Annotated in this window: 13 protein-coding genes; 2 read left to right on the top strand and 11 right to left on the bottom strand. The window is 53.5% G+C overall.

Annotation, left to right across the window (positions count from 1 at the left end; translation table 11 throughout):
* Positions 1–83 precede the first annotated feature (83 nt).
* From M3090_RS09260 to M3090_RS09245, 4 genes are all read right to left on the bottom strand, one after another.
* A complete protein-coding gene (locus M3090_RS09260) occupies positions 84–305 on the bottom strand; it encodes a DUF2795 domain-containing protein (protein WP_022385660.1) in 222 nt (73 codons plus the stop codon).
* A gap of 71 nt (positions 306–376) precedes the next feature.
* Positions 377–949, bottom strand: coding sequence for a cob(I)yrinic acid a,c-diamide adenosyltransferase (locus M3090_RS09255; RefSeq protein ID WP_249055496.1), 573 nt, complete (start codon positions 947–949; stop codon positions 377–379).
* Between the two features lie 13 nt (positions 950–962).
* Entirely contained in the window at positions 963–1595 is a 633-nt protein-coding gene (locus tag M3090_RS09250; protein ID WP_249055594.1) for a hypothetical protein, read from the bottom strand.
* Positions 1596–1597: 2 nt separating this feature from the next.
* Entirely contained in the window at positions 1598–3103 is a 1506-nt protein-coding gene (locus tag M3090_RS09245) for a serine hydrolase domain-containing protein (RefSeq protein WP_249055494.1), read from the bottom strand.
* A gap of 341 nt (positions 3104–3444) precedes the next feature.
* Between M3090_RS09245 and M3090_RS09240 the strand changes: the two genes are divergently transcribed.
* Complete coding sequence (locus tag M3090_RS09240; protein WP_249055492.1) at positions 3445–5304, top strand: SLC13 family permease; 1860 nt, start codon at positions 3445–3447, stop codon at positions 5302–5304.
* 209 nt (positions 5305–5513) lie between these two features.
* Here the strand turns inward: M3090_RS09240 and M3090_RS09235 are convergent, their stop codons facing one another.
* The 7 genes from M3090_RS09235 to M3090_RS09205 all read right to left on the bottom strand — a co-directional run bounded on the left by M3090_RS09235 (position 5514) and on the right by M3090_RS09205 (position 12258).
* On the bottom strand, positions 5514–6311 hold the full coding sequence (locus M3090_RS09235) for an SGNH/GDSL hydrolase family protein (RefSeq protein ID WP_249055491.1): 798 nt from the start codon (positions 6309–6311) through the stop codon (positions 5514–5516).
* Positions 6312–6334: 23 nt separating this feature from the next.
* Positions 6335–7525: an AGE family epimerase/isomerase gene (locus M3090_RS09230; RefSeq protein ID WP_249055489.1), complete on the bottom strand. Its 1191-nt coding sequence runs from the start codon at positions 7523–7525 to the stop codon at positions 6335–6337.
* 1 nt (position 7526) lies between these two features.
* The gene (locus M3090_RS09225) at positions 7527–8909 is read right to left on the bottom strand and encodes an MFS transporter (RefSeq protein ID WP_249055487.1); all 1383 of its coding nucleotides are present in this window, start codon (positions 8907–8909) and stop codon (positions 7527–7529) included.
* Positions 8910–9013: 104 nt separating this feature from the next.
* Positions 9014–10189: a glycoside hydrolase family 130 protein gene (locus M3090_RS09220; protein WP_249055485.1), complete on the bottom strand. Its 1176-nt coding sequence runs from the start codon at positions 10187–10189 to the stop codon at positions 9014–9016.
* Between the two features lie 156 nt (positions 10190–10345).
* Positions 10346–11467 (bottom strand): glycoside hydrolase family 26 protein, encoded by a 1122-nt coding sequence (locus M3090_RS09215; RefSeq protein WP_249055483.1) that lies wholly within the window; start codon positions 11465–11467, stop codon positions 10346–10348.
* A 132-nt stretch (positions 11468–11599) separates the two neighbouring features.
* A complete protein-coding gene (locus M3090_RS09210) occupies positions 11600–11953 on the bottom strand; it encodes a hypothetical protein (protein ID WP_249055481.1) in 354 nt (117 codons plus the stop codon).
* Entirely contained in the window at positions 11950–12258 is a 309-nt protein-coding gene (locus M3090_RS09205) for an FtsB family cell division protein (RefSeq protein ID WP_249055479.1), read from the bottom strand. The genes M3090_RS09210 and M3090_RS09205 overlap by 4 nt, the downstream gene beginning before the upstream one ends.
* A gap of 109 nt (positions 12259–12367) precedes the next feature.
* On the opposite strand from M3090_RS09205, the gene M3090_RS09200 reads away from it, so the two are divergent.
* Positions 12368–13466: DNA polymerase III subunit gamma/tau (locus M3090_RS09200; RefSeq protein ID WP_249055478.1), on the top strand; the 1099-nt coding region annotated here is incomplete at its 3' end.

Raw genomic sequence — 13466 nt, 5'->3', positions numbered from 1 at the left:
AAGCATGAAAAATGGACGGCCTCCGACAGCCGTCCATTTTTATCGTTTCCTCCCCTGCCGCGCAGAGGAGCCAAAGTTCTGCGTCAGTATTCGTCCTCGTTGAAAAAGAAGTCTTCCTTGCTGGGGTAGTCGGGCCAAATGTCTTCAATACTTTCGTAAATCTCTCCCTCATCTTCCATCTCTTGGAGATTCTCTATCACTTCAAGCGGAGCACCTGAGCGCATGGCATAGTCGATAAGTTCATCCTTAGTTGCCGGCCAAGGAGCGTCTTCCAATTTGGAGGCCAATTCCAATGTCCAATACATAATCTGTAAGTATTAAAGTGGTACTTGATATGTTTCCTTTCTTTTATTCGGCAAAAGTATCACTTTTTATGTCACCTGCAATCATTCCGCCAGAATATTTCACTTTTTTTCTCGTCACAGTTCATTTTGCGGGAAAGAACGAATAGATAATCGGACAAACGGTTCATATAGGCCAGGAGGGAGGGAGCTATTTCCGCCTCCCGGGCCAAGGCCAGAATGCGGCGTTCGGCCCGGCGGCACACGGTGCGGCACAGATGGCATACGGCCGCGCCCCGACTGCCCCCGGGCAACACGAAAGCCCGAAGCGGGGGCAAGGAGGCATCCAGGCGGTCAATCTCGTGCTCCAGGGTCTCCACTTGGCTGTCTGAGAGGGAGACAGGGTGATGGGAGGATGCCTGCGAGGAGTCGGTGGCCAGGTGCGAGCCGACGGCGAACAGGTCGTTCTGCACGCGGAGGACAAAGCGTTGGTCGCGGTCGTCAGCGAGGTAGGTGGCCAGCAGGCCCAAACAGGCGTTCAGTTCGTCCACCGTGCCGTAGGCTTCCAGGCGGATATGCGTCTTGGGCACGCGCGCGCCTCCGACGAGCGAGGTTGTCCCGGCGTCGCCGGTCTTTGTGTAAAGGGGGCTTTTCTTGACAGGGGTCATGGGATTACTATGGTTAAAAGTTTACGATATAATCTTGCTTGGCTTTCGATTTGTCGAAGAAGAGGATGCCGAGGTCGTACAGGTCGAACGTGATGCCCACGCGCGCATCGGCCTGCATCTGCCTCCACAGCTTCTTCATCGGCCGGGAATAGCAGATGCCTTCGACGACAAACAGGGAACGGGCGGTGGCGCGCGGAACGCAGACTTGGAACACTTGCTCCACGAAGTCGGGACGCCGGTAGTCGTGCAGGTAGAGGAAGTCGACCGGCTCTCCGGCTTCGAGAAAGAGTTCAGAGAGGTCCGCCGCACCCAAGTAAACGGCGCGTTCGCAGCCCGCCTTCAGGTAGAGGGAAGAGGCGGCCAACCGCCCGGCGTCGACCACCGTGCCGGGTTGGGAGAAATTGACCAACCGAAACAGCAGACGCTTCACGCGCAAGGGTTCGTACAGCCACGCCGCGCCTTTCTCTTGCTTCTGCCGCTTCTCGAGCGCGCGCAGTTCGGCATATTTATAGTAGGCCGCGCGCTCGAAGATGACTCTCGTGATGAAGTTGAAGGCGAAGGGGGAATGGACGCCATAGCCCCTGCGGTGGCGGAAACGGCTGACCCAAGTGTAGGGCCGCACGAGGACGTATAGGGTTCGGCTGATGCTCATTCCAAAACGCCTTTAAGGGTTTGTGAACCGGAAGAAAAGTTCTCGCTCGCGGTCAGCGTCACTTCGTCGCCGTCGAAACGCAGCTCCAGGGTTTGCGCGCTGACCCAATCCACGTAGTGCACCTGCAGCCGGAGGACGTCGCGCCCCGCCCAGGCATAACTACCCGAAGCATGGAAAGGACGGCTGATGCCGCTGAATGCGCCGACGGGCGAGATGGAGTAAGGGGGACAGGCGTCCGTCTCCGTCGTGCGCCATTGGCGGCAGCCGAAGCCCAGCGTGAAGCGTTGTCCGTCGTTCTTCGTCACCTCCAGAAGCAGGTCCGGACGGTTGGCGGCAAACCGCAAGCCGAGGGTTTCCCAGCCATATTTGTTAGGCTCCAAGCGGATGCTCTTCCCGTCGAGTTGCTTAGCCATGGGCGACGAACGCTTCCCTTCCGGCAGCGGCAGGGTGCAGGCGGCCAGCTTTCGCCGCAGGCGTTCATAGTCGCGGCCGGAGGCGGGCAGCGGCTCGTCGGAGAGGGCGGGCAGCAGCTTGTCCCACACCAGCCGACGCTGGCGGGCGCCGTCAATCAGCGTACACTCGGTGATGACGACCACCATGTCCCGGTCCGGCACGACGAGTATGTATTGTCCCAACGCCCCGTCGGCCCGCCAGGCGCCCGGGTATTCGCACCGCCACATTTGGAAGCCGTAGCCCGTGCCGGGTTGTTGCTCGGTCATCATCGCCTTCACCCAGTCGGCGGGCAGCACCTGCCGTCCCTGCCAGCGGCCTTCGTCCAGCAAGAGTTGGCCGAACTTGGCCAGCGATTCCGTCTGGATGTGCAGGCCCCAGCCGCCCGTGTTGCAGCCTTCGGGGCTGAGTTCCCAATCGACCTCCGTGACGTGCAGGGGGGCGAACAGCTTCGCGCGCAGGTAGTCCAGCAGGGTCATTCCCGTCGCCCGCTGCACGATGGCCGAGAGCAGGTAGGTAGACATGGAGTCGTACTGGAACTTCGTGCCGGCTCCGGCGGCGGGCTTGGCCAGGTAGGCTTTTATCCAGTCGGGCGTCCGACTGCGCAGGTTCCAGTCGGGCGTGATACCGGAAGTCATGGTCAGCAAATCGCGTACGGTTATCTCCGCCAATTCCGCCGACACCGTGTCCGGCAAGAGTTCGGGGAAGAACGCGCCCACGCGATCGGTCAGGCGCAGGCGGTTGTCGTCGATGGCCAGGCCGACGGCCGCAGCGACAAACGTCTTCGAGCAGGAATACATCGTGTGCTTGTACTCCGGGGCGAAGGGGGCAGGATACATCTCGCCCACCACTCTCCCGTGGCGCATCACCAGCACGCTGTGGATGTCCGTGCGGGGCAAAGCCATCAGCGAGTCAAACAGTTCGGCCAAGGCCCGCGAGGGGACGCCCTGGGTCTCGGGCACGGCGCGTGGCAACTCGCCCACCTGGGCCCGCAAGAGCGACGGGAGGAGAAGCCACGCCGCCATCAGAAGTAGGAAGAATCTATGTCTCATACAGTTATATCTTTTATCGCATCAGCCAATCCACCGCCCCGGCACCCGACGAAACGCGTCCCCCGGCACGGCCGACCAAACGCTTCGGAAGAGCCGCGCCCCGTGTCCGGAAGAAGCAAACGGGCTTTTCGCCGCCCTCCGGAGGCTGGCGCAAGAGGCTTCCGCCCGCCGGGCGGTTCATGCACGCAAAAATAGCAGGATTTCGGAAGAAAGGCAAGCCGAGGAAGATTTTTTTGCCGGACAAGAGGCTGCCCCCGACGGGAAGTCCGGGCCAAAGCCCGCGCGTTCGGGAAAATCTTCGTACCTTTGCCCCAAATTGTTCTAAAACACCCTCACCCGTTATGCTGACCACACTCGTCATCCTGGCCCTTTCGGCGGCATTCTTCGTCTCGGGCAAAGTACGCTCGGACATCGTCGCGCTGTGCGCGCTCATCGCCCTGCTCGTGTTTCACATCCTCACGCCCGAAGAGGCGTTGTCCGGCTTCTCCAACTCCGTCGTGGTGATGATGGTCGGCCTGTTCGTAGTCGGAGGAGCCATCTTCCAGACCGGCTTGGCCAAGATGATCAGCTCGCGCCTGCTGAAGCTGGCCGGCAAGAGCGAACTGAAACTCTTCCTGCTGGTGATGATTGCCACGTCGGCCATCGGCGCCTTTGTCAGCAACACGGGCACGGTAGCCCTGATGCTGCCCATCGTGGTCAGCCTGGCCCTCAACGCCGGCACACAACCCGCACGCCTGCTGATGCCCCTGGCCTTTGCCAGCAGCATGGGCGGCATGATGACGCTGATTGGCACGCCCCCCAACCTTATCATAGACGAAGTGCTGACCAACGCCGGCTACGAACCGCTGGCCTTCTTCTCCTTCCTGCCCGTCGGACTGCTGTGTGTGCTGACGGGCATCGTCGTGCTGCTGCCGCTGACACGCTGGTTCCTGTCGAAGAAACAAGACCGCAGCGAACAGGCCGCCACGGGCAAATCGCTGAACGAGCTGGTCAAAGAATACGGTCTCAGCAACAACCTCTTCCGCCTGCGCGCCGCCACCACTTCAGGCATCGTGGGACAGACCATCCTGGCCCTGGACGTGCGGCGCCGCTACGGGCTGAACATCCTGGAAGTGAGACGCGGCGAAGCCTCGCAGCACCGCTTTCTGAAGACCGTGACACAACGGCTGGCTTCGGCCGACACAGTCGTGGCAGCAGGCGACGTGCTCTACATCAACGGACATGCCGCCGACGTGGAGCGCTTCGTGAAAGACTATGCGCTGGAACTGATGGACGGACACGAGACGGAGATGGCCAGCCACACGGACAACCGGCTGGACTTTTACGACATCGGCATCGCCGAAATCCTGCTGACTCCCTCGTCGGACATCGTAAACCAACGAGTGAAAGAAGCCGGATTCCGCGACAAATTCAACGTCAACGTGCTGGGCATACGACGCAAGAAAGAATACCTGCTGCAAGACCTGGGACGCGAACGCATGCACAGCGGCGACGTACTGCTGGTGCAAGGCACCTGGCAAGACATCGCCCGCCTGAGCAACGAAAGCTCCGACTGGGTAGTGCTGGGGCAACCGCTGGAAGAGGCAGCCAAAGTGACCTTGGACTACAAAGCCCCCGTAGCCGCGCTCATCATGCTGCTGATGGTGGCCATGATGGTGTTCGACTTCATCCCCGTGGCACCCGTCACCGCCGTCATGATAGCCGCCATGCTGATGGTACTGACCGGCTGCTTCCGCAACGTCGAAGCCGCCTACAAGACCATCAACTGGGAGACCATCATGCTCTTCGCCGGCATGTTGCCCATGTCCATCGCCTTGGAAAAAACCGGCGCTTCGGAATACATCTCGGACACACTGGTCAGCGGCCTCGGCTCCTACGGCCCCCTGGCCCTGATGGCAGGCATCTATTTCACGACTTCACTGCTGACGATGTTCATCAGCAACACGGTGACCGCCGTGCTGATGGCCCCCATCGCCCTGCAAAGCGCGCTGCAAATCGGCGTCAGCCCCGTGCCCTTCCTGTTTGCCGTGACCGTAGCCGCCAGCATGTGCTTCGCCTCTCCCTTCTCCACGCCGCCCAACGCGCTGGTGATGCCCGCCGGACAATACACGTTTATGGACTATATCAAGGTCGGCCTGCCCCTGCAAATCATCATGGGCGTGGTGATGGTATTCGCCCTGCCGCTGCTCTTCCCCTTCTGAGACGCCAAGCGAAGACTTGGCGGGTTGCCAAATAGTAAGGAGGCAGACTGCCGCATACTAAGGAGGCAGACTGCCGCATAGAAAGCGAGCAAACCGCTCGAACGTAAGAGAGCAGACCGCTCGAACGTAAGAGAGCAAGTTGCTCGCTAAAGAAAAAGGGGAGAGGGCCTGGCTGCCCCTCTCCCCCTCAGATCAAATCAAGAAGAACTTCAGAAGAAGTTGTTACGAATCTCCTTAGCAATATAACGTCCCATCAGCACCTGCCCCTCGACATCGGGATGCAGGCCATCGCGCAGGTAGCGGCCGCGCGAAGAAGGTTCTTCGAACTTCTCGCAGATACCGCTTTCGCCATAGCAGTCAATCAATTGCACGGACAAAGCCTGGCACAGCTCGCGCAAGATAGCAATCTTCTTCATATTCTGTTCGTTGTGCTCCACGCTGCCCGTCTGTATGGGCGTGCAGACAAAGACGCGACACTTGGGATACTTCTCCAGAATCGTCTGTATGGCCCAACGCGCGCCGCCGGCCATAGTCGTCACGTCCACCTCGTCCAGTGTCTTGCCCTTCAAGGCCTCGGCGGCACTGCCCAGGTTCCGGTCATTGGTCCCCATCGAGAAGACAAAAACATCGGGCACGGGATACGTACCATTCTCCACCTCGGCAATAAACTTCTGTATGTGCACCTTGGCCACGTTGTTGTGGCGCATCTGCAATTCAGCCTTATCCTCCGTAGGCTGCCACCCTCCGGAGATGCCGGCAAACCCCTGACTGCCATAGTCTTGCGTATCGGGATGGCAGGCCCACGTGGCCGACCCTACCGCCACGTTGTGATGCGTGGCAAAACCCAGCAGGTCGACCACCGTCTTCGACCACTGCTCGCCGGCCGTAATACTGTTGCCGTCGCACCCGAAATTCAGCTTGCTAAAATCAGGGAAAACCGCCTGTGCCTGCGAAGCTGTTCCCCAGCCCGCCAGCAAAATTAACAATGAAACGAAGAAATTCTTCATCTTTTTTACTACTTTACTACTTATTATTCAAAACGTTCTATAATCTCCATGCACATGCGCCCGTTGTGGTAAGGACACTTCCAGAAGCCGGCTTTGTCTTCGTTCACATTCACCGAACCATCAGGGAACACGCTCCAATGCCACTCACCATTCACCCGGTCAATCAAGTGCCCCTTGATAAAGTTCCAGCAGCGGAAAGCCTTCTGCAAAGCCACTTCGTCATCAAAATACTGGTACAAATTGACGTGCCCCACCACGTTCTCGGCCTGTACCCACCAATGACGCTCCGTATCCGTCTTTCCCTTATCCACAAAAGTCTCGTAAATCATGGCCCCGTCGGGTGCCAAACCCTCGTCAGCCGCTGCAGCTATGTATTCCACCAAAGGTTCCACTTTGTTCAGCACCTCCGGATCGCCCAGCACAAGAGCCGCTTCGTGTATCAGCCACGAAGCCTCAATGTCGTGCCCGTAAGAGATGATACGGTATTTGCTCACCCAATCGTCATCGAAAAACAACTCCAAGTGCCCCGTCCTGATGTTGAGAATCTTGGTCGTAAACAACTTAATGAGGTTACGCAACTGCTTCTCCAGCCGCTTGTCTTTCCATACGCGATACAGGTTGGTATAAGGCTCCAGAATGTGCAGATGAGTATTCATCGTCTTGCGCTCGTTCTCGTCCTTGTCGCTCAGACGCATGTCGGCAATCTCGCCCCACTCCCGCGTCAACGCCTCGCAATACCCGTTCTTTTTCGCATCAAAGCTATACTTTTCGATGCTCTCGAACAGCCGGATGGCATAATCCAACGCCTCCTCATCGCCCGTAGCCCGGTTATACTCACTCAAGCCATAGACGGCAAAGCCCAAAGCATAGATTTGCTTCTTCGTGTCCAGCGGTTCACCTTTGTAGTCGACCGACCAATACACCCCGCCATATTCCTTGTCATAGAAATGGTCAATGATGTACCGCTTGGCCCGCGTGGCCGTCTCCAGATACTCAGGCTTCTTCAGCAAACGATAAGCAGCCGAGAAAGTCCACAAGATACGAGCATTAAGGATAGCCCCTTTTTCAGCCTCGGGCATCAGTTTCTCCCGCCCGGTGATGCGGCCATAGAAACCACCATTCTCAGAATCAACCATTTTATTCATCCAGAAAGGCAGGATGTCATTGACCAACTCGTCCTGCACCTCCTTCCTCATCACAGCAATGTCTTTCATATTATTTTTGCTCCTTTCTCCGCTCCTTCAATTCAGCATTGATAGTAGCCATCCGCGAGCGGTTAAGCGGATAAATGAATATTACCAAAACAGAAAGAACAGCTATACCGGCCGGAATAAAGCTCATCAGATACTTCAAACCATTGATAGCCTCGGGAGTCTGTACAGCGCCTTCCGCCGTATTATAGCCGAAGGCAGCCAACAATGCCATTACTGCCCAACCGGCAAAAGCGCCCCCGAACTTCTGTGCCATAGAACCGGAAGAAAATATCAGTCCCGTAGATGCCGTACCGTCCTTATGCTCGGCATAGTCGGCCACATCGGCATACATGCTCCATATCAACGGAGATATGATGCCCGTACAAATGGATATCAGCACCTGGAACAGCATCATCAGCCACCAGCCGGCAACCGTATTGGGCACGAAGAAGAACAGCACACTGAAAACCACAAGACAAACCAATGCCAAATAATAGGTAGACTTCTTGCCCAGACGAGTCGAGAAAGGAACAGCCAACGCTACCCCCAACATATTGCAGACCTCACCAATCATTAAGAAAAGACCAGCATAGAGCACAATGGTAAACGCCCCGAAGTCCAAGAAAGCATCACCACTGACATAATCCTTGAAATAATAGGCCGCCGTAGCGCCACGTACAGTGTTGAAGAAATTAGACAGCAAAGCCACACCATTCAATATCCACCACGGTGAATTAGTCACCAGCGACTTCACATCTTTGCCCAGCGATTCGCCCGAAACATTCTTTACATGCTCACGGGTCATGCTGAAACAAAGCAAGAAACCGCAGAAACAGATACATGCAATAATTATCATAGAGTATTGCCAACTACCGGCCAGACTATAACCCATCGAACGGAACACATTGCACAAAGGCTCCCAAGCCCCCAAAGCAATGAAGCTACCTCCATAGGCAAAGAACATGCGGTAGGAAGAAAAGACTGTCTTGGTATTCGAATCATCCGTCATCACCCCCAACATAGCCCCATAGGGCACGTTGATACCCGTATAGACAGTCATCATCAATATATAAGTGGCATAAGCCCAGATTAGTTTCCCTGTATAGCTCCAATCAGGAGTAGTGAAAAGCAAAATCCCCGCAATCGCAAACGGAGCAGATATCCATAGCAAATAAGGACGATAACGTCCCCAACGGGTTTTCGTTCGGTCGGCTATCACACCCATCATCGGGTCTGAAACCGCATCCCAGATACGAGTTATCAACATCAACAAACCCGCATCTGCCAATGTCAAACCAAAAATATTAGAATAAAAGAAAGGCAAGTAATAAGAGAAGATTTTCCAAAACATCGACGAAGACATGTCGCCAAACCCATAGCCTATTTTTTCTTTCAATGTCGCCATGATACTTGATTTAGAGTTAATGATTACTTAGAAATCAGTCAGCGAGCAGCAGGCCACCGATTGCTCATCATGTAGCCTGCCCTCGCGTCTGTTACAGTCAAAACTTAAAATCCCACTTTAAAATTTTTATCAATCAGTTTCTTCAATTTTTCCACCGAAGCCGTTGTAGTAAAACCATCGGCAGGCGTATTCAAACAATAATCCACCAGCTTATCTACCGTAGATGTGGCAACATGCATCCTCGTATCACTGGACGCATAATAGATGAACACAGTCCCGTCTTCATCGGCAATCCAACCGTTAGAAAAGAGCACATTGCTTACATCGCCCACACGTTCATCACCTTCAGGCACCATAAAAGCCCCCGCAGGAGAAGCTATCAGTTTCGAAGGATCTTCCAATGAAGTCATATACAGATAGAGCACATAACGCAAACCGGCAGCACAACCACGTACACCATGAGCCAAATGCAACCAACCCTTCGGAGTTTTGATAGGATGCGGTCCTTCGCCATTCTTCACCTCCTTGATTGTATGATAATAACGCTGGTCTATGATTTTTTCTTCTTTCACTTCAGCATGCGTGATGTCATCTACCAATGCCCAGCCGATACCTCCACCGCTGCCGGCATCAATAAATCCGTCTTGCGGACGAGTGTAAAGAGCATATTTCCCATTGACAAACTCAGGATGCAACACCACATTCCGCTGCTGGCTCTTGCTCTTCAGGTCAGGCAGGCGTTCCCAGTTTTTCAAATCTTTGGTGCGGGCAATGCCAGCCGTAGCCGTAGCAGCAGACAAATCGCCAGCCGGAGCACTGTCATCATGACGCTCAGCACAGAAAATGCCATAAATCCAACCATCTTCATGAGCAGTAAGGCGCATGTCATAGATATTGGTAGCAGGCACCACATCATCCGGCATTGTGATGGGATAATCCCAGAAACGGAAATTGTCCACACCATTAGGACTTTCAGCCACAGCAAAGAACGACTTACGGTCTGCACCCTCAACGCGCACCACCAACAAATACTTGCCATTCCATTTGATAGCACCCGAATTCAAAGTAGCATTCACACCGATACGTTCCATCAGATAAGGATTGGTCTTTTCATCCAAGTCATAACGCCAGAAAATTGGAGCATGAGCCGCAGTCAAGATAGGATACTGATAACGGGTAAAGATACCATTTCCCCCTTCTACCGGAATATTCTTCCGCGAAACCAATTCTTCATGTTGCCGGAAGAGTTCCTTTACTTTTTCATTAAATGACTTTTCCATATTAATCTACATTTTATTATTTTCTTAGAGTCTGTCGTTTAAAATCGTTCCCGCTTACCTACCCCCGTTTGTCGGAGGAGAACAACGCTCGGGATGACAGGGAAAATGAATTTTAAACGGCAGGTTCTTATTTCAAAGACTTTATTTAAATAATGTTTACTTATAAAGTTGCACTTCCGATGCAAACAACGTCTCCGGAAGTTCATAGAATTTCACGAAATCATCGGCAGAAACTTGCCCCGGATAAGGAGCATAATAGTGAGTTACCCTTTCACGTGCATTACGCCACACCAACACATAAGACAATGTAGGATATTTCTCCAGAACCGGCCACAAAGTGCCCGTCCACCATTTGGCATCAGGAACACCTTCGTAACCCACTTCCGTCAGCGCAGGCACCTTATCGTGCGTCTGCCCCAACGTTGTGATGATGCCCAACATGCGGTTCATCGTTTCTACGAAAGCTTGCTTGTCAAACTGGTAGGTATCAAAACCTATTACATCAATCAAGTCATCCCCCGGATAACGGACCAAATATTGCGTAGTATCCTGCGGTTCACCACCTGTGGAGTACGCATAAAGCGCATTATCCACCCCATGCACACGCAGGCTGTCCACCGTCATGCGCCACAAAGTTTTATACTCATCGGGAGAGCAAAGCTTCTCGCCCCACCAGAACCAACTGCCGGTATGTTCATGCCACGGACGGAAAAGCACAGGAACCTTCACGCCTTCAGGAGTTTTCAACGAATTCATAAAATCAGCCACCGTTCCCAACCATCCGGCAAACTTATCATGATTCTCTCCTCCCGGCAGGATAGACTTCACCACCGTCGTATCACTCACATCCCATGCATCGCCCCCGGTTTTCGGATTACGCGCATGCCAACTGAGCGAAACCATGCCTCCTCGCTGATATTGTTTCACAATTTCTTTCCGCAACGTATCAAAAGCCACTTTGTCCAAATTACGTGGCCCGCCTAATTCAACCTCTCCCAAATCGAAACTGATGACTGCCGGATAATCACCACACACGCTCTTCACGTCCGAGCGTCCTTCTTCGCCTTCCCAGCCAATGCCATACACCGTGTCATCATGATGTCCGAACATGACACCTTGAGCCGATGTACCTTTCAAATTAGTCAACAATTTTTCCGTTTCCTCTGTGCGTGTCCACGTTTCTTCTGCTGCGTTCTTCTGGTCTTTTTTGCCCGGATTACAAGCTACCAACAGGCCTGTCGTCAGAAGTACGGCAGCCCGGGTCAGATGTTTTTCCATACCTATGCTTTTCATTAGATAGATGTACATAAAAATAGTATCAATTCACAGCTACAAAGATAAGAGATTGAATGGCAAAAACATGATACTATTTTATCTCATTCCTATATTTTCCTGACAAAAAAAGAGCTATTAGCCTTTCCGGGCCTGTTTTTCCTTTTCTTCCTCTTGCGGAAGGCGGATAGATGTGAACAATTCGATAACAGCAGCAATGGTCAACGAGACTATCCATTCGTTGCCATGCAAAAAAATCATCAGCGGCCCTGTCAGCACCAACATCAAGGCACCCAAAGCCTGTTGACGGCGCAAACGGCGCACATTGACGGAATCGACCTCAGAAGGAGCAAATATCTGCGCCACGGCCACCAACAAAGAGCCGACCATAAAGAAATAAGGAGCCAACGGCCAGTGGGTGATATAAGCCACCGCACTGCCCAACGACATCACGGCCCCGACAACAAAAAAGGCAGGAATCAAAGTTTTCATTCAGTTATATCTTCTTCAAATACGAATATATCTTCATTCGGTTTTTTCATAAAATATTTCTCTCTGGCAATACGCTCGATGGCACCCGAATCCACCATCAATTCGTTCAACCGCTCGGTATTTTCCTCATACTCAAGCCGATATTTTTCTATCTCATCGCGCAGGCGGCTCTCTTCCAACGAATACCCCCAACGACGTATCAAACTATTCTGATCCAGAAAGGCCACATACAGGAAAAAGGCCGCAAGGGTTATGACATACTTATGCCTACCAACAAAAGCCCAAAGGGAAGCTAGTTTATCCATATCGACACAAAAGCATTATTAACGCCCACAAAGATAAGACGAATAACCGAGATATTGCTTTTTTTTGCCTACATTTGCACACTACGAACGTCACTTGAACCCCTCATATATGGAAAACTATATTGTATCAGCCCGCAAATACCGTCCTGCCACCTTCGAATCAGTAGTGGGGCAACGAGCCTTGACCACCACGCTGAAAAATGCCATCATCACCGGCAAACTGGCCCATGCCTATTTGTTCTGCGGACCGCGCGGAGTAGGCAAGACCACTTGCGCCAGGATTTTTGCCAAAACCATCAATTGCCTGCATCTGACTTCCGACGGAGAAGCATGCAACGAATGTGAATCCTGCACGGCCTTCAACGAACACCGTTCGTACAACATACACGAACTGGATGCCGCATCCAACAACTCGGTGGACGACATCCGCCAGTTGGTAGAACAGGTACGCATCCCGCCACAAATAGGCAAATACAAAGTCTACATCATTGACGAGGTACACATGCTCTCGGCCTCAGCATTCAATGCTTTCCTGAAGACATTGGAAGAACCGCCCCAACATGCCATCTTCATCCTGGCCACGACGGAGAAGCACAAAATATTGCCCACCATCCTCTCGCGCTGCCAGATATACGATTTCCAACGCATCGGCGTAGAAGACATCGTGGCCCACCTGGCCTATGTGGCCTCCAAAGAAGGCATCACCGCCGAACCGGAAGCACTAAACGTCATTGCCTTGAAAGCCGACGGCGGAATGCGTGACGCACTATCCATCTTCGACCAGGCAGCCAGCTTCACAGGAGGACACATCACCTATCAGCAAGTGATAGAAAACCTCAACGTGCTGGACTACGAGTACTATTTCCGCCTGACAGACGTCTTGCTGAACAACAAAGTGAGCGATGCCTTGCTGTTGTTCAACGAGATACTGAACAAGGGCTTCGACGGCAACCATTTCATCACCGGATTGGCAGCCCATTTCCGCGACCTGCTGGTCAGCACAGATGCCGCCACCCTGCCCCTGCTTGAAGTAGGAGCCAGCATCCGGCAACGCTACGGCGAGCAAGCCCGGCAATGCCCCCTGCCTTTCTTGTATCAAGCCATTAAGCTGTGCAACGACTGCGATTTGAGCTACCGCCTCAGCCGCAACAAGCGCCTGCTGGTGGAACTGACGCTGATACAACTGGCACAACTCACCGCCGGGAATA

Origin of the sequence: Bacteroides sp. ET71 (assembly GCF_023336905.1) — a bacterium.
Lineage (GTDB): Bacteria > Bacteroidota > Bacteroidia > Bacteroidales > Bacteroidaceae > Bacteroides.
The sequence above is the reverse complement of the archived record's forward strand: the minus strand, read 5'-3'. Positions and strand labels throughout refer to the sequence as shown.